The 15,207-nt window shown below is 46.5% G+C and carries 22 protein-coding genes; 19 read left to right on the top strand and 3 right to left on the bottom strand.

Going from position 1 to position 15,207, the window contains the following annotated elements; all coding sequences use genetic code 11:
* Window positions 1-102 precede the first annotated feature (102 nt).
* From R7V76_RS08220 to gcvPB, 13 genes are all read left to right on the top strand, one after another.
* Complete coding sequence (locus R7V76_RS08220) at window positions 103-489, top strand: Spx/MgsR family RNA polymerase-binding regulatory protein (RefSeq protein ID WP_012369783.1); 387 nt, start codon at window positions 103-105, stop codon at window positions 487-489.
* Window positions 490-548: 59 nt separating this feature from the next.
* Window positions 549-1,391: an ATPase, T2SS/T4P/T4SS family gene (locus R7V76_RS08215; RefSeq protein WP_318091988.1), complete on the top strand. Its 843-nt coding sequence runs from the start codon at window positions 549-551 to the stop codon at window positions 1,389-1,391.
* Window positions 1,392-1,408: 17 nt separating this feature from the next.
* Window positions 1,409-2,347 (top strand): type II secretion system F family protein, encoded by a 939-nt coding sequence (locus R7V76_RS08210; protein WP_318091987.1) that lies wholly within the window; start codon window positions 1,409-1,411, stop codon window positions 2,345-2,347.
* A gap of 20 nt (window positions 2,348-2,367) precedes the next feature.
* The gene (locus R7V76_RS08205) at window positions 2,368-2,685 is read left to right on the top strand and encodes a competence type IV pilus major pilin ComGC (RefSeq protein ID WP_012369786.1); all 318 of its coding nucleotides are present in this window, start codon (window positions 2,368-2,370) and stop codon (window positions 2,683-2,685) included.
* On the top strand, window positions 2,648-3,115 hold the full coding sequence (locus tag R7V76_RS08200; protein ID WP_318091986.1) for a prepilin-type N-terminal cleavage/methylation domain-containing protein: 468 nt from the start codon (window positions 2,648-2,650) through the stop codon (window positions 3,113-3,115). The genes R7V76_RS08205 and R7V76_RS08200 overlap by 38 nt, the downstream gene beginning before the upstream one ends.
* A gap of 5 nt (window positions 3,116-3,120) precedes the next feature.
* On the top strand, window positions 3,121-3,432 hold the full coding sequence (locus R7V76_RS08195) for a PulJ/GspJ family protein (RefSeq protein ID WP_012369788.1): 312 nt from the start codon (window positions 3,121-3,123) through the stop codon (window positions 3,430-3,432).
* Window positions 3,398-3,775: a hypothetical protein gene (locus R7V76_RS08190; RefSeq protein WP_318091985.1), complete on the top strand. Its 378-nt coding sequence runs from the start codon at window positions 3,398-3,400 to the stop codon at window positions 3,773-3,775. Before R7V76_RS08195 ends, R7V76_RS08190 begins: the two co-directional genes overlap by 35 nt.
* A complete protein-coding gene (locus R7V76_RS08185) occupies window positions 3,751-4,044 on the top strand; it encodes a hypothetical protein (RefSeq protein ID WP_318091984.1) in 294 nt (97 codons plus the stop codon). Before R7V76_RS08190 ends, R7V76_RS08185 begins: the two co-directional genes overlap by 25 nt.
* Window positions 4,037-4,519 carry a shikimate kinase gene (locus tag R7V76_RS08180; RefSeq protein WP_318091983.1) on the top strand — a complete coding sequence of 161 codons (483 nt, stop codon included), beginning with the start codon at window positions 4,037-4,039 and terminating at the stop codon, window positions 4,517-4,519. The genes R7V76_RS08185 and R7V76_RS08180 overlap by 8 nt, the downstream gene beginning before the upstream one ends.
* Window positions 4,516-4,830: a hypothetical protein gene (locus tag R7V76_RS08175; protein ID WP_012369792.1), complete on the top strand. Its 315-nt coding sequence runs from the start codon at window positions 4,516-4,518 to the stop codon at window positions 4,828-4,830. Before R7V76_RS08180 ends, R7V76_RS08175 begins: the two co-directional genes overlap by 4 nt.
* Before the next feature lie 182 nt (window positions 4,831-5,012).
* A complete protein-coding gene (gene gcvT, locus R7V76_RS08170) occupies window positions 5,013-6,095 on the top strand; it encodes a glycine cleavage system aminomethyltransferase GcvT (protein WP_318091982.1) in 1,083 nt (360 codons plus the stop codon).
* A gap of 14 nt (window positions 6,096-6,109) precedes the next feature.
* The gene (gcvPA, locus tag R7V76_RS08165) at window positions 6,110-7,456 is read left to right on the top strand and encodes an aminomethyl-transferring glycine dehydrogenase subunit GcvPA (protein WP_318091981.1); all 1,347 of its coding nucleotides are present in this window, start codon (window positions 6,110-6,112) and stop codon (window positions 7,454-7,456) included.
* The gene (gcvPB, locus tag R7V76_RS08160) at window positions 7,449-8,927 is read left to right on the top strand and encodes an aminomethyl-transferring glycine dehydrogenase subunit GcvPB (RefSeq protein ID WP_318091980.1); all 1,479 of its coding nucleotides are present in this window, start codon (window positions 7,449-7,451) and stop codon (window positions 8,925-8,927) included. Before gcvPA ends, gcvPB begins: the two co-directional genes overlap by 8 nt.
* A 61-nt stretch (window positions 8,928-8,988) precedes the next feature.
* Here gcvPB and R7V76_RS08155 read toward each other — a convergent pair whose 3' ends face one another.
* Window positions 8,989-9,369: a rhodanese-like domain-containing protein gene (locus tag R7V76_RS08155; RefSeq protein WP_114596356.1), complete on the bottom strand. Its 381-nt coding sequence runs from the start codon at window positions 9,367-9,369 to the stop codon at window positions 8,989-8,991.
* 139 nt (window positions 9,370-9,508) lie between these two features.
* Here R7V76_RS08155 and R7V76_RS08150 point away from each other — a divergent pair, with 139 nt between their 5' ends.
* The 3 genes from R7V76_RS08150 (at window position 9,509) to hpt (ending at window position 11,459) form a co-directional block, all read left to right on the top strand.
* Window positions 9,509-10,339, top strand: coding sequence for a lipoate--protein ligase family protein (locus tag R7V76_RS08150; protein WP_290830177.1), 831 nt, complete (start codon window positions 9,509-9,511; stop codon window positions 10,337-10,339).
* 24 nt (window positions 10,340-10,363) lie between these two features.
* Window positions 10,364-10,786 carry a transcriptional regulator MntR gene (mntR, locus tag R7V76_RS08145; RefSeq protein ID WP_012369798.1) on the top strand — a complete coding sequence of 141 codons (423 nt, stop codon included), beginning with the start codon at window positions 10,364-10,366 and terminating at the stop codon, window positions 10,784-10,786.
* Between the two features lie 145 nt (window positions 10,787-10,931).
* Window positions 10,932-11,459, top strand: a complete 528-nt coding sequence (gene hpt, locus R7V76_RS08140) for a hypoxanthine phosphoribosyltransferase (RefSeq protein ID WP_290831021.1) — start codon at window positions 10,932-10,934, stop codon at window positions 11,457-11,459.
* 50 nt (window positions 11,460-11,509) lie between these two features.
* On the opposite strand, the gene R7V76_RS08135 is transcribed toward hpt, so the two are convergent.
* Both R7V76_RS08135 and R7V76_RS08130 read right to left on the bottom strand, forming a co-directional pair.
* Window positions 11,510-11,911: an SA1362 family protein gene (locus R7V76_RS08135; protein WP_318091978.1), complete on the bottom strand. Its 402-nt coding sequence runs from the start codon at window positions 11,909-11,911 to the stop codon at window positions 11,510-11,512.
* A gap of 20 nt (window positions 11,912-11,931) precedes the next feature.
* Window positions 11,932-12,864, bottom strand: coding sequence for a DUF1385 domain-containing protein (locus tag R7V76_RS08130; RefSeq protein ID WP_318091977.1), 933 nt, complete (start codon window positions 12,862-12,864; stop codon window positions 11,932-11,934).
* Between the two features lie 157 nt (window positions 12,865-13,021).
* On the opposite strand from R7V76_RS08130, the gene aroQ reads away from it, so the two are divergent.
* The 3 genes from aroQ to efp are packed head-to-tail and all read left to right on the top strand — an operon-like array spanning window position 13,022 to window position 15,127.
* The gene (gene aroQ, locus R7V76_RS08125; protein ID WP_318091975.1) at window positions 13,022-13,444 is read left to right on the top strand and encodes a type II 3-dehydroquinate dehydratase; all 423 of its coding nucleotides are present in this window, start codon (window positions 13,022-13,024) and stop codon (window positions 13,442-13,444) included.
* A gap of 18 nt (window positions 13,445-13,462) precedes the next feature.
* Complete coding sequence (locus R7V76_RS08120; RefSeq protein ID WP_318091974.1) at window positions 13,463-14,527, top strand: M24 family metallopeptidase; 1,065 nt, start codon at window positions 13,463-13,465, stop codon at window positions 14,525-14,527.
* 33 nt (window positions 14,528-14,560) lie between these two features.
* A complete protein-coding gene (efp, locus tag R7V76_RS08115; protein ID WP_012369804.1) occupies window positions 14,561-15,127 on the top strand; it encodes an elongation factor P in 567 nt (188 codons plus the stop codon).
* The last annotated feature ends 80 nt before the right edge of the window (window positions 15,128-15,207 follow it).

Genomic DNA, 15,207 nt, shown 5'->3' with positions numbered 1-15,207 from the left:
GAAAAAAAGTTGTACAATAGTTGTACAAAAGGTGTACAAAAGGAAAAAGGCGTGGTATAGTTTCTGTAATGAGAAGCGTAGATTTTGAGAGGAGGAGCAATAATGGCGAATGAGTTGATATTTTTCACGTATCCAAGCTGTACATCTTGTCGTAAAACGAAATCATGGTTAAAAGAGGAACATGTTGATGTAGAGGAACGTCATCTGTTCAGAAATGCTCCAACAGTAGATGAGTTGATGGAATTGCTTAAACTTTCAACAGATGGAATCGAAAGTTTACTGGCGACACGCAGCCAAGCATTTAAAGATTTGGGAATTGATGTCGATGACATGAAATTAAGCGAGCTGCTTCGTTTGATGAGTGACAATCCAAAATTGTTACGCCGTCCAATCATTACTGACGGTAAACAACTTGTAATCGGATACGATAAACCAGGACTCGAGACACTTGCGAAACGTAAAAACCGAATTATTGCCCAAGTATCTTAAAGAAGCCGATTTGTTTTGGCTTCTTTTTTTTTGTATTTTTTGATTAAGGAGGTGTTGGGTTGAGAGAACAGATCAGTCAATTGATTCATCAATTTGAAACGGTTGGAGCGACAGATGTGCATTTTATTCCAGGTGACCAAACGGCACAAGTCATCTGTCGGGCGAATGGCGGGTTAAACGAACAATCCTCGATACCGATTGAACAGTACCGGTCGATCGTCAGTCACATTCGCTATGAAGCCAACCTGAAGGAACAGAATGAACGAATTCCTCAAAGTGGTCTTTATCCTCTGGAAGAGAACGGGATGCGTGTTTCCATCTTACCGAGCCGATATGGTGATGCCATGTCCTGGCGATTTTACCGGGCGGTCGTGTCTGACAAAGTTGCGGCCGGTTTGCTTGATCCTGAAGACGATTTAATCTGGATGAAACAACAAACACATGGATGCATTATCATTTCGGGCACGACAGGAGCGGGGAAAACGACGATGCTTTACTCGTTGATGGCCTCGATGGAAGGGAAACGGATTATTTCGGTCGAAGATCCGATCGAATGCAGCGTACCGGGAATTTTACAGCTGGAGTTAAATGCGAAGGCTGGTTTTGATGCAACCCGGTGCTTTGAAGAAATTCTCCGGGCTGATCCGGACTGGATTGCTTTTGGTGAGGTGAGAACGGCGGAAGCGGCACGATTGACCATCAATGCGGCACTGAGCGGTCATGTCGTGTTGTTTACGCTACATGCAGGATCGATTGCTGAGGCGATGCTGCGATTAAGGACATTAGGTATAACGAAAGAAGAATTATCAGTATGCAAAAAAATCATTCATCTATATCGGGAGGAGGGGAACGTGCGCTGTACCGTCGAAAACTTACAAGCGCTAGCAAAGGTCGGTTCTTAAATCGATTCCATCGCCTCTTGTCAAAAGGAATCTCAACAAAAGAGGCATTGGATATACTGATTCGTTTTGAAGACCCTTTGCTTATTCCGGTCATTCGTGAGATTCAAAAACGATTACAACAGGGCAACCGGCTTTCGTTTGCCCTCGAACCGTTAAACCTGCCGACCGCTTTACAACAATTACTTACAGTAGGCGATCAAACGGAACGTCCGCTGATGATTTTACGACAAGTCATCCGATTACTTGAGCTTGAAAGTCAGATGAAAAAGAAATTTTGGAAGATGGCACGTTATCCGATTGTCTTGGCTGTCAGTCTGCTGTTGCTGTTCATGTTTTATGCCCTGTACGTATTTCCTTCCCTGCTCGAGATGTCGAATCCGGCTACCTTACCTCCGTTCGTCCGTCCCCTCATTCATCCTTCCGCCAAGTACGTCATGGCATTTGCTCCACTGACAACGATGGTCGGACTGATTCTTCTGATCCGCCGTATCCCGATAAAACGACTGTTGCGGATGAAGATAATTCAAAAAATGCTTCGTTTGTATTACAGCTATCTGTTTACAATCGAGGTCGGCTCCTTCATCGATGCCGGATTTTCATTGGAAGAAGCTTTTCATGCCTTGGAACAAGGGCAAACCGGTAAAAAGAAACACATGTACCAGATGTTGCATCACCGTCAAAAAAGCGGTCAACCGTTATCGGAAGCGATGCAGGATGAAAACATCATTGATGTTGAAACTGTCGGATTGGTTCATATTGCACGGGAAAGTGGTGATTTAGGTCCTTTGTTACTGGAGCAGGCAGCATTATTGCATGAATCGATTGAGGAAGAAGTCGAAAAGAAACTGTTGCTGATTGAACCGGCATTGTACGGAGGGTTAACCGTGATGACAGGCACACTATTCTTGATTCTGTATTATCCGATCCAACTCGCGATTCAGCAACTTCCATTTTAAAGAGACGAGGAGTCGATTAAATGAAACGGTTTATTCAAAATCAACGAGGGTTTACATTGCTCGAAATGGCAGCCGTCCTGCTGATCATTTCTTTGCTTTTACTCGTATTGATTCCGACGATGACAAGCGGGAAAGATCAGGCGAAAGGAGTCAGTTGCGAAGCAAACATCCGTGTCATCCGTTCCGAAGTGAACCTTTACTATGCGAAGGAGAAAAAATATCCGGAATCACTGCAAACCATCAATCGGGGAACGGCGGAAAAGCCGAACGAGCTTGCTTGCGATCAGGAGACCTATACGTATGATGCAAAGACTGGGGAACTTACGAAAGTCAAATGACGGATTTACATTAATTGAGATGACGGTTGTCCTGGTAATGATCGGATGCCTGTTAGTGTTACTGTTGCCGACCGTCATTGATCGGCGGCCGGCCTTGTATACGTTGGAACAGGACATTGGAATACTCGAGCAGGATATCCAGACACTTCGACTGATTCAGTATTCTAAAACGAGTGACCAGAATCAGATGCAGCTTCGTTGGAAAAATGACGGGAAAGGTTATTTGGTCATGGCGAATGACCGGCTGTTATGGCAACGGACGTTTCAACCGGGGCACTCCTGTGTCGTACCTTCAAACGGACGCATCATTTATTTTAAAAGTTATCATTCGACGTATGCCTCGACCTGGGTCTGTCAATCGACGACACAAGCATTTGAAATCAAATTTTTACTCGGCAACTATCAGATGCTGATTCAAAAAATGAGGTGAAGACCGTGAAAAATATAAGTGTTCAGCAACAGGGATTCACACTCCTTGAAGTCGTCTTGTCAATGGTTGCCATCGCATTTTTCCTGATACTCGCAATCGATCCTGTTTTGTCTGTTCAAAAGCAGAAAAATCAATTGCTGGTCGAAACGCGGCGGCTCGATCAAATGGCATCCGATCAAATCGCAGAAAAAAGAACGGGATACGATATCCGGGAAGGGATGTGGTGTAGTGAAGGGCTCTGTTTGGCGAGCTCAATCCGGAACGACACTCCTCGAAATTTCGTTGGTCCTTTGGCTGAGCCCGCTCTTATTGATTAGTCTGATTGCCATGACACAAGTCGTCAGTACCGCACATCAGGAACAGCGGATGGATGAAGAGTTATTTTTTCATACGATTGAACGGCTGATGTGGCGAAGTACTTCGTGTGAGAAAAAGGGGGATGAGATTCACGGCGTGGACGTCGATCCGGAAGAAGAGCCGATCAAGTGGCGGCTCGTCCGTGTACAAAATCAAATCCGATTGAAAAAAGAATTTGGAGGCGAATTGACTTATGCCCACGATGTAACGCATTATCAGGTCCGGCAGGAAGGACAGACGCTGATTTTCGAGCTCAATCAGCGTCAGCGAACCGTTCAGTGCAAGAAGACGGGTTCATCCTGATTCAAACCTTGTTACTCCTGCTCGGGATAGGTGTGGCCATCTTGTTAGGCTGTCATCAGATGGATGAAGCGGTCAAGCAGATTCAACTGGAGAAAGAGGCGTTACAACTCGAGTCGCTGGTACGAGCCGCGACGGACGACTGCCGTCAAGATGAAACCGTTCGGTATCCGATTGGCCGGGTTATCTGTACACGGACAGATAAAGGCTTTAAAATGGAAGCGATACTAGATAACGGACAGAGAATCGAGGCGGTCGTTTCGAATGGATAAGGTTTATTTGATTGGTTTTATGGGAACTGGTAAAACAGCGATTGGACGTCATCTTCAGACACGTTACGATGTCGAGGAATTGGATGAACGCTTCGTCCTGGAATACGGTTCGATTACGGATTTCTTCGCAAAATACGGCGAAACAGGATTTCGGGATCGGGAAGTCGAATTGTTACGAAACAGCGAAGCAGAGATTGTCATCACGGGAGGCGGAATTATCGAGCGTTTAGAAAATCGGACGCTCATGCAAGAATCGGGACTCATCATCTGGATTGATACGCCGTTCCATCTGGTCTGGAATCGGATCAGGACAGATCCATCCCGTCCACTTGTCAAATCACGGATGACAGTCGAAAAGTTATTTCGGAGACGGCGTCCCGTCTACGCACGGTTGGCCAATATCCGCTTGGACGGAACAAAAACCGTCCGCGAACTGGCAAAAGAAATTGAATCGATACTGGAGGAGAACGTATGATTTGGATCAATCTTGGAATTATCGTCTTAGCCATCATCGGTCTGGTGATTTTCGGGTTAAGCTTATACAAGAAGAAAATTTCAAAAGATGTGGCAGTGCTCAAACAACTGCTGGAACGTTTTTCAATTCGTCAACAAACGTTGCAAACGGGCATTGATCATACGACAAGCCGGATCGATCAAATTAAAGGAAACATTGATCATTTGGTCGCGGAAGGGAAGCGTGTCGAGCAAGGAGGACGTCAACTCATTGCTGAAGGGCAACGTCTTAAAACAGAAGTTGAACATACTGCCGGACTCAAACCATTTTGAAATGGCTTTCATCGGCTGAATATGAAACAATAGGAGAGAAGGGACTTTGTCCTTTCTCTCTTTCCTTTTGTTCAATTTCCGAATAAACCTAGAATAAAAGATTCTAAATTGGTAGAATGTAATTGAAAGTTGAACAATAAAGAGAAAAGGAATTGAAAATGTTCGTAATTAGGGGGAAAAGTATGAGTCAGACGACATTGAAGAGAACGCCATTGTTCGACATCATTGCACCAACGGGGAAAATGGTCGATTTTGCAGGGTTTGAAATGCCAGTTCTGTTTTCATCCATCAAGGAAGAGCATACAGCGGTGCGGGAACGTGTCGGGATGTTTGATGTATCCCATATGGGCGAGTTATTTGTTTCCGGATCAGATGCGTTAGCGTTTTTGCAACAGACGCTGTCGAATGATATCTCGAAGATTGCGATCGGACAGGCTCAATACAACGTCTTATGTCAAGAAGACGGCGGGACAGTAGACGATTTGTTGGTATATCGTTTGGACGAACAGGATTACCTGCTTGTCGTCAATGCATCCAACATCGAGAAAGATGAAGCACACTTACGTCAGTATCTGACGGGGGACGTGTTGCTTGAAAATCAATCGGATGCCTACGGTCAAATTGCCGTTCAAGGTCCAAAAGCTGTTGAAGTGTTGCAGGAACTGACGGCACTCAAGCTGGAAGACATCAAATTTTTCCGCTTTGCGCAAGGAGAATTGGCTGGAGTCGAGATGCTTGTATCACGCAGCGGTTATACAGGGGAAGACGGTTTCGAATTGTATATGCCGTCAGCAGACGCATCAGCGGTCTGGAATGCGTTATTGGAAGCGGATGTCGTACCGTGCGGGCTGGGTGCCCGGGATACGTTACGATTTGAAGCCTGCCTGCCGTTATACGGACACGAGTTATCAGCGACGATTTCACCGATTGAAGCAGGGATGGGATTTGCCGTTAAACCGCAAGTGAAGTCGTTTGTCGGATCGGAAGTCTTGTTGAAACAGAAAGAGGACGGACCGCGTCGTCAATTGATCGGTCTTGAACTGACGGATAAAGGGATCGCTCGTCAAGATGCTCCTGTTTTGGTAAATGGGGAAACTGTCGGATTCGTTACGACGGGTACATTACCACCGACAATTGGTAAAGCCATTGCGTTAGCACTTGTGCCGACGGAATATGCGACCGAGGAAACATTTGAAATCGAAGTACGCGGAAAAAAACTGGCAGCAAAACGAATTGATACGCCATTCTATCGCCGGAGCAAATAAGGGGGACATAAAAGATGGATTTTCGTTATTTACCGATGACGCAAGAAGATGAAAAAGAAATGTTACAGACGATTGGTGCAGACTCGATAGAAGATCTGCTTGCCGATATTCCGGCAAGTGTACGTGACCAAGGGACGTTGGAAGAAGTGGGCATTCCGTTACCGGAAACTGACTTGATTCGAACGCTCTCGAAACTTGCCGATCAAAACATGAATACGAAACAGTATCCGTCGTTCCTAGGTGCCGGCATTTATGACCACTATGCACCGGCTGTCGTCAATCATATGTTACTCCGGTCTGAGTTCTATACGGCGTACACGCCGTATCAGCCTGAAATTTCGCAAGGAGAGCTACAGGCAATCTTCGAGTACCAAACGATGATTTGTGAACTGACAGGAATGGATGTCGCGAACTCTTCCATGTACGACGGGATCACCGCACTTGCTGAAGCGGCGATGCTTGCCTGTGCCCACAAGAAGAAAAAAACAATCGTTCTCTCGGATGGTGTCCATCCGGAAGCGCACGATGTCGTACGGACATATGCAAACGGTCCCGGACTTGAAGTCGAGACACTGCCGCTCGTGAATGGGGAAACGGCGATTGCGAACCTGGATGCACTGGATGATGTCGCCTGCGTCATCGTACAGTATCCGAACTTCTATGGACGTGTCGAAGACTTACAGGCACTGGCCGACGCGACACATGCGAAAGGCGGTCTATTCATTGTCTCGGCCAATCCGCTTGCACTCGGTTTGTTAGAGGCGCCTGGTAAGCTCGGCGCAGACATTACGATCGGGGACTGCCAACCGTTCGGCATTCCGCAGAGCTTCGGTGGACCGACGTGTGGATACTTTACGACGACAAAAGCCTTGATGCGAAAAATTCCGGGACGTCTTGTCGGTCAGACGGTCGATGAAGACGGAAAACGTGGGTTCGTCCTGACGTTACAAGCACGTGAGCAACACATCCGTCGTGATAAAGCGACTTCGAATATCTGTTCGAATCAGGCCTTAAACGCTTTGGCTGCATCAATCGCAATGAGTGCACTGGGAAAACGCGGAATCCGTGAACTGGCAACCCGTAATCTTCAGACCGCATATGCGTTGAAAAAGTCATTGGTGAAAGCAGGGTTCCACATCGTTGACGACGGTCCGAGCTTCAATGAATTTGTCGTTGAATTGCCGATCGATGCGACACAAGCAAGCAAACAGTTATTAAAAGCCGGAATCATCGGCGGACTGCCGCTTGGTACGTTCGACGAAAGCCGGAGCAACCAAATGCTCGTTTGTGCAACTGAACTACGGACAAAAGAAGAATTGGATCAATTCGTGACTGCGTTAGGAGGACTGACTCATGCATAAAACTAGTGAACAGACATTGATTTTTGAAATCTCAAAAGCCGGTCGTATCGCATACAGTTTACCGCTTCCGACGGTTGACGAAGTAGCGGCGGAAGAATTACTGCCTGCCCATTTGTTGCGCAAGGAAGACGTCGAGTTGCCGGAAGTGTCCGAACTCGATCTTGTCCGTCACTATACAGCGCTTTCGAACCGAAATCACGGGGTCGATTCCGGATTCTATCCGCTTGGTTCATGTACGATGAAATACAATCCGAAAATCAATGAAGATATGGCACGTCTCCCTGGATTCGCACATATCCACCCGTTGCAACCGGTTGAGAGCGTTCAAGGGGCTCTCGGACTGATGTACGATTTACAAGAAAAACTTGCGGTCATTACCGGTATGGACGAAGTGACGTTGCAACCGGCAGCGGGAGCGCATGGTGAGTGGACAGGATTAATGTTAATCAAAGCTTATCACCATGCCCGGGGTGACTTTAAACGGACGAAAGTTCTTGTCCCGGACTCCGCCCACGGAACAAATCCGGCATCGGCTTCTGTCGCTGGTTTTGACACCGTGACCGTCTTATCTGATGAGCGCGGATTAGTTGACCTAGCTGACCTAAAGAGTAAAGTCGGGGAAGATACGGCCGCATTGATGCTGACGAACCCGAATACGCTTGGTCTGTTTGAGTCGGATATCGTCGAGATTGCGAAAGCGGTCCATGAAGCCGGCGGAAAACTGTATTATGACGGCGCGAACTCAAACGCGATCATGGGAATTGCACGTCCGGGAGACATGGGCTTTGATGTCGTCCACTTGAATCTCCATAAGACGTTTACGGGTCCTCACGGCGGCGGCGGTCCGGGTTCAGGTCCGGTCGGTGTCAAAAAAGATTTGATTCCGTATCTGCCAAAACCGATTGTTGCTAAGACCGCAGACGGTTTTGTACTCGATTACGACCGTCCGGAATCAATCGGACGTGTCAAACCGTTCTACGGAAACTTCGGTATCAACGTCCGGGCTTACAGTTATATCCGGACAATGGGAGGCGCAGGACTTGCCCGCGTTTCAAAAGAAGCCGTCTTGAATGCCAATTATATGCTGGCACGTCTGAAAGGCGCATATGATGCCCCTTATGACGTCTATTGCAAACACGAATTTGTCCTGTCGGGCCGTCGTCAAAAAGCACTTGGCGTGCGGACACTCGATATCGCAAAACGTCTGCTTGACTTCGGATATCATCCGCCAACGATTTACTTCCCGTTGAATGTCGAAGAATGTATCATGATCGAACCGACGGAAACCGAATCGAAAGAGACGCTTGATGCCTTCTGTGATGCGATGCTCCAGATCGCAAAAGAAGTGGAAGAAACACCGGACGTCGTCTTAAACGCACCGCATACGACGGTCGTCAAACGAATGGATGAGACATTAGCGGCCCGCAAGCCGATTTTACGTTATCAGCCGAAACAAGAAGTACACGTGTAAACCCAAAAAACCATCCCGCGTCTCAGTTGACGGGGATGGTTTTTTTATGAAATAAGAGGAATCAGCTGCGTTTGACTTTTCCAGTCCACTGCTTAAAGCCGCCTTTAAGTTGATACAGATTTGTATAACCTGCTTTTTTCAGGACTTTGGCCGCTTGCGAAGAACGCATGTTGCCTTGACAGTACAAATAGATCGGCATGTCCTTGCGTAATTCTTTAGAGCGCATTTTCATCTGACTGACCGGTATGTTACGGGCTCCGATGATATGTCCGCCTTTGAATTCCTGTGTCTCGCGGACGTCCACGATTTGTGCTTTCCGGTAATTTGCCCGGAATTCTTCTTGCGAAAGTTTTGTTATTCCTTTGACCGGCATGAAGCGCCATACGATATAAGCGATCAAAGCCACCCATAATACGATCGTGATGATTGTACTGATTTCCATATCTAAGTTCCAACCCCTTCGTTCATATAACATCTTTACCATTATAGTAAACGAAATCGATTTCGGCAATCGACTCGTCGTTGCGCAGGATAGAAAGGGTCTGATACACTAATACGGAAACGTTTCTGGGGGTGTTCACTTGATCAGAGAGTGGCAAGTATTGACGACTGAAAGAATGGAACCGGCATTAAACATGGCAATTGATGAAGCTTTAATCGGTTTTGTCGGTCGCGGCGAAGTGGCACCGACACTTCGTTTTTATTCATGGGAACCAAGAGGGTTAAGTGTCGGTCATTTCCAACGGGCGACTAAAGATATTGACCGAAACCGGATCGAGGCACTGGGGATTCCAATCGTTCGCCGGATGACCGGCGGCCGGGCCGTCCTGCATGCGGATGAATTGACGTACAGTGTGATTCTTCCCGAACAGATGGAAGGGGTTCCGAAAACCGTCATTGAAAGTTACCGGATGCTGACAGAAGGAATCCGTAAAGGGTATCATCATTTAGGGATTCCCGTTGAATTTTCGGTTCCGATGACAGAGGAAGAAAAAGAAGAATTGCGAAAACCGAAGTCTGCCGTCTGTTTTGATGCGGCATCGTATTACGAACTTGCAGTCGGGAAACGAAAAGTGGCCGGAAGTGCACAAGTCCGGCATCAAGGCGTCGTGTTGCAACATGGTTCCGTGCCGCTGTCAGTGGATGAAGGGGAATTGTTTGATTGCTTTCTTTACGAAGATGAGACGATGCGTGAACGAATGAAAACGCGATTCGCCGGAAAAGCGGTTGCTTTAAATGAGTTGGCAGGACGCTCCGTTTCATTCGAAGAAGTCCGTGTTGCATTTTTAAAAGGATTTGAAGAAACGCTTCAATTGACGTTCACGCCTCTTGAGTTCAACAACACCCAATGGCAGGAAATTGAACGTTTGGCAGAGAAGTATCGTAGTGAAGAATGGAACTGGAAGCGCTAAAGAGATGGATTGGAAGGTGATGTCGTGCCGACTCCGAGTATGGAAGATTATTTAGAACAGATTTATATGTTGATTGAAGAAAAAGGATATGCCCGTGTGTCCGATATTGCAGAACTGTTAGGCGTCCATCCGTCGTCCGTCACGAAAATGGTGCAGAAGTTAGACCGGGAAGAGTATCTGGTCTACGAAAAGTACCGCGGATTGATGCTGACGGCAAAAGGACGGAAAATCGGAAAACGTCTTGTCGAACGGCATGCGTTGTTAGAAGATTTTCTGCGCCTGGTCGGAGTAGATGAATCATTGATCTACAAAGACGTGGAAGGAATCGAACATCACATCAGTATTGAAGCGCTTGATAAGATCAACGGGATGATTCAATTTTTTGCCGAACGTCCTGAGTTACAAGAAGAATTTCAAAAACACCAGCAAGTACACCCGGAAGAATAAGTGTACTTGTTTTTTTTGTATCAAAATCCTTAAAAGACGAACGATATATAATAAAATATCGTTATAGTACGGTTAATCGGCATCGAATGTGCTATACTGACCGTGAAATCATCGAAGGGGGTGACGGATGGGGATCCATCCGGTTATGGAAATCGTGATTAAGGAAAAGTTGGTATCAGAGTCGGAACTTGCAGCCAAAGTAAAAGAACTTGCCGTTGCAATTGAACGTGATGCGGCAGGACGGCAAATTGTTTTGGTCGTCGTGTTAAAAGGATCGATGGTATTTGCTGCTGATTTGATGCGTGAAATCAAAGGCAGTGTCCAAATCGACACAGTTGCCTGTTCATCGTATGGGGCTAAAACCGTCTCATCAGGACGCGTCCAGTTGAAAAAGGACTTGGATCTTGATGTCGAAGGGAAATACGTCGTCGTCGTCGAGGATATCATCGATACCGGGCATACCTTAAGTTTCTTGTGTGAACACATGAAGCTGCATAAGCCGGGTGTCTTGAAAATTTGTACGTTACTCGACAAGCCGGCACGACGGGAAGTACCGCTCGATGCCGATTATGTCGGATTTGAGATTCCCGATTATTTTGTGGTTGGTTATGGTATTGATTGTGCTGAGGAGTATCGGAATCTGCCGTATGTAGGTTGGGTCGAAACGGATTAAAAAAAACAGTAGCTGTGTGCCTTTGAGGCACACAGCTACTGTTGATTTGTTTAAAAAGCACGTTTTTTCTTTTTGCCTTTTTTTCCTTCGATGACAGTCAAATGTGGTGCTTTTGATCGGTCGCGAAGGGGGCGGACTTTATTAGAAGTAGCTGTTTTTGTTGTTTTAACCGGCTTCTTCTTAAAATCGGTCCGGCGGGGTGAAGGATTGTTTTTGGCGTACATTTTTTTAGACTGCGCAACAGATTTCCGATATTGAGAGTTTGTACTGCTGTTGACACTGTTTCGTGTTAAAAATTTAAACAGCAAGAAGATGATTCCAGCTGTAATCGCAAAAAACAGTAATTGTGAAAACAGACTACCGGGATCATTGGCGAGCTTATATCCAAAGCCGACGAACGCAAACAGTAACACGACAAGTGCGAATGTAGAACCAATCCGTTGTCTAATCATATTATCACCCCTGTTATCAATTAACCAAGTGCATTCTCATGTAGGTTATGTTCCTGTTTTTCGAGTGCTTCAAACGCGTAAATCGCAACCTCGATCTGAGAATCATCCGGTTCTTTTGTCGTCAAGTACTGTAACCACAGGCCAGGCAAGGCGATGACACGCAAACCTTTAATGTTTTGGGCTTTATTTGTTAATTGTAAAACCTCAAAAGATAAACCAATGACGACAGGAAGTAACGCAATCCGGCAAACGAGACGTAACCATAACGGGTCGGTCGGGACGATTAAATAAACGAAAAAGCCGACGATGACGGTGAAAATCAAGAAACTTGAACCGCAACGGTAATGCAGGCGACTGCTGGTCCGAACGTTTTCGACCGTCAATGCCTTTCCGCTTTCGACACAGTTGATGACTTTGTGTTCGGCACCGTGATATTGAAACAGCCGTTTGACGAGTGGAGTCAAGGAAATCAGATAGAGATAACTAAAAAGTAACGTCAACTTGATTACAGCTTCCAGTACATTTTGAATCACATGACCGGACAGTGCCGGGAAGTAACTGAACAGAGAGGCTAAAAAAGCCGGAAGCAGTGTAAACATCAGTTTTCCGAAAAAGAACGACAGCACACCGAGGACAGCGACACCAAGCCATTTCGTCAGTTGACCTTGGGAAGCCTCTTCCGGCTCTTCTTCCCCCGGATTGACCCCGTACCGGTCACTGGCAAAGTTCATATGGCTTGCCCCGTTCGCGGACGATTCGACTAAGGCAAATAATCCGCGGATCAACGGGATTTTTTTACCGACGGCGATTCGTGGCCGGATCGGTTTTTTTTGTTCGAACGTTTCAATCGTATCGTCATTTCGACGAATGGCTGAGACGGCATGTGTGGCATTTTGGAACATGACCCCTTCGACGATGGCTTGTCCACCGACGGGCGCTTGAGCAGTTTTCATAGAGAAACGCATCCCATCTTCAAATAAAATATCGTGTACCGTCATTTTACTCGATTTAGTAGAAAAACACTATGCTCAGCTGTTAATAGCAGTCGAAAATTTAGGAGGCGGAAAACGACTTATGATACAATAACAGAGACAATCTGGAGGTGATGAAATGCAGATTTTAGTCTTGAATGGACCGAACTTGAATTTGCTCGGGACACGGGAACCGGATACATATGGCACGCAAACACTATCGGATTTGGAAAGTCTGGTCCGGACTCGTTTTAAAGATGTTGATTTTCAGTTCGCCCAGTCAAATCATGAAGGAGAATTGATCGACTATTTACACGGAGCGCGCGGATATGACGGAATCGTCCTCAATGCGGCGGCTTACACGCATACGAGTGTTGCGTTGCGTGATGCGATCGCGGCAATCGATGTACCGACGATTGAAGTTCATTTATCAAACGTTCATGCACGCGAAGCATTTCGGCATCATTCGATGCTTGCACCGGTTTGCCGAGGAGTCATCAGCGGATTAGGGATGACAGGTTACTTGTTCGCAGTCGAAGCATTGATTCAACCGTCTACATAATCAAAGGGGGAAACAGACATGAAACATCGTATTGAAGCACTCCAAACAGCTCTTAAAGAACGTGATTTACCAGGTCTTCTTGTGACGAAGGCAGAAAATATCCGATATATTTCTGGATTCACCGGTTCGAGCGGTGCATGTCTCGTGACGGCTGAACAAGCTTATTTCGTGACGGATTTCCGTTACACGGAACAAGCTGCGGATCAAGTGAAGGGAATGGAAATCGTCCAGATTGAACGGTCAATCCCTGAAACAATGGGTGAATTGATGGCTGGAGCCCGTGTACGTGCAGTCGGCGTTGAAAAAGATGCGATGACACTCGGCGCATTCGAAGCGTTCGATCAAGCATCTTCCGTGGAATTGGTTCCGACGACTGGAATCGTTGAAAACCTACGCTTGATTAAGGATTCGTCAGAGATTAAGATGATTAAGGAAGCGGTGGATTTAGCAGATGCGACGTTCCACCACATCTTGACGTATATTCAAGCTGGCCGGACAGAGCTTGAAGTCTCGAACGAACTCGAGTTCTTCATGCGTAAACACGGTGCGACGTCGTCGTCATTCGATACGATTGTTGCGTCCGGGTATCGTTCAGCGTTACCACACGGTGTCGCCAGTTCGAAAGTGATTCAGTCAGGTGAACTTGTGACGCTTGATTTCGGTGCATTGTTGAACGGATACGTCTCGGATATCACGCGTACTGTGGCGATCGGACCAATCAGTCCGGAATTACAAAAGATTTACGATACGGTTCTCAAAGCACAACTCGCAGGCGTTGACGGGTTACGTCCGGGAATCACCGGAATTGAAGCAGACGCTTTGACGCGTGACATCATCAAGGATGCAGGATATGGGGAATATTTCGGTCATTCGACGGGGCATGGAATTGGGTTGGAAGTACATGAAGGACCAGGATTGTCGTTCCGTTCTGAAACGAAACTGCAGCCTGGGATGATTGTGACGGTTGAACCGGGCATTTATGTACCGCAAGTCGGAGGATGTCGGATTGAAGATGACGTCTTGATCACCGAATCAGGGCGTGAAATTCTTTCGTCTTCACCAAAAGAACTCATCACACTGTAAAACGGCAAGATCAACATTTAGGAGGAACTTTTCATGGTATCAGTAAACGATTTAAAAACAGGACTCACAATTAAAACATCAGACGGAATGATTTGGCAGGTTCTTGAATTCCAACACGTTAAACCGGGTAAAGGGGCAGCATTCGTCCGGACAAAAATGCGTAACATCCGTAACGGAAACATTCAAGAGATGACATTCCGTGGTGGCGAACGTGTCGAACGTGCCCACATCGAACGCAACAAAATGCAGTACCTGTATCCGATGGGTGAAACATATGTCTTCATGGATACAGAATCATACGAACAACTTGAATTGACAACGGCTCAAGTCGAAGCGGCACTCCCGTTCCTTCTTGAAAACATGGAAGTTCAAATTGCGATCTACAACGGTGAAGTTCTCGGAATCGAATTGCCGAACACGATCGTTATGACGATTGTTGAAGCAGAGCCGGGCGTCAAAGGCGATACAGCTTCAAACGTTAAGAAAAATGCAACGGTTGAAACGGGACATATCATCCATGTACCACTCTTCATCGAAGCAGGAGAAAAAGTAACAGTTGATACACGTACTGGTGATTTCACAGGGCGTTACAACGGATAATCAAGTTTTCGAAACGCCTATTCCTCCTCGACTTGGACGGATGGGCGTTTTTTCCTTTTGTCTTGACTTGCGTCCTTTGG

It is taken from the genome of Exiguobacterium artemiae (assembly GCF_033342815.1).
Lineage (GTDB): Bacteria > Bacillota > Bacilli > Exiguobacteriales > Exiguobacteriaceae > Exiguobacterium_A > Exiguobacterium_A artemiae_A.
The sequence above is the reverse complement of the archived record's forward strand: the minus strand, read 5'-3'. Positions and strand labels throughout refer to the sequence as shown.

Excerpts from the sequence above, each read along its gene's own strand:
- R7V76_RS08220 (WP_012369783.1), top strand. The coding sequence starts at position 103 with ATGGCGAATGAGTTGATATTTTTCACGTATCCAAGCTGTACATCTTGT.
- R7V76_RS08205 (WP_012369786.1), top strand. The coding sequence starts at position 2,368 with ATGAAACGGTTTATTCAAAATCAACGAGGGTTTACATTGCTCGAAATG.
- R7V76_RS08200 (WP_318091986.1), top strand. The coding sequence starts at position 2,648 with ATGATGCAAAGACTGGGGAACTTACGAAAGTCAAATGACGGATTTACA.
- R7V76_RS08180 (WP_318091983.1), top strand. The coding sequence starts at position 4,037 with ATGGATAAGGTTTATTTGATTGGTTTTATGGGAACTGGTAAAACAGCG.
- R7V76_RS08175 (WP_012369792.1), top strand. The coding sequence starts at position 4,516 with ATGATTTGGATCAATCTTGGAATTATCGTCTTAGCCATCATCGGTCTG.
- gcvT (WP_318091982.1), top strand. The coding sequence starts at position 5,013 with ATGAGTCAGACGACATTGAAGAGAACGCCATTGTTCGACATCATTGCA.
- gcvPA (WP_318091981.1), top strand. The coding sequence starts at position 6,110 with ATGGATTTTCGTTATTTACCGATGACGCAAGAAGATGAAAAAGAAATG.
- gcvPB (WP_318091980.1), top strand. The coding sequence starts at position 7,449 with ATGCATAAAACTAGTGAACAGACATTGATTTTTGAAATCTCAAAAGCC.
- R7V76_RS08155 (WP_114596356.1), bottom strand. The coding sequence starts at position 9,369 with ATGGAAATCAGTACAATCATCACGATCGTATTATGGGTGGCTTTGATC.
- hpt (WP_290831021.1), top strand. The coding sequence starts at position 10,932 with ATGGAAATCGTGATTAAGGAAAAGTTGGTATCAGAGTCGGAACTTGCA.
- R7V76_RS08135 (WP_318091978.1), bottom strand. The coding sequence starts at position 11,911 with ATGATTAGACAACGGATTGGTTCTACATTCGCACTTGTCGTGTTACTG.
- R7V76_RS08130 (WP_318091977.1), bottom strand. The coding sequence starts at position 12,864 with ATGAAAACTGCTCAAGCGCCCGTCGGTGGACAAGCCATCGTCGAAGGG.
- aroQ (WP_318091975.1), top strand. The coding sequence starts at position 13,022 with ATGCAGATTTTAGTCTTGAATGGACCGAACTTGAATTTGCTCGGGACA.
- R7V76_RS08120 (WP_318091974.1), top strand. The coding sequence starts at position 13,463 with ATGAAACATCGTATTGAAGCACTCCAAACAGCTCTTAAAGAACGTGAT.
- efp (WP_012369804.1), top strand. The coding sequence starts at position 14,561 with ATGGTATCAGTAAACGATTTAAAAACAGGACTCACAATTAAAACATCA.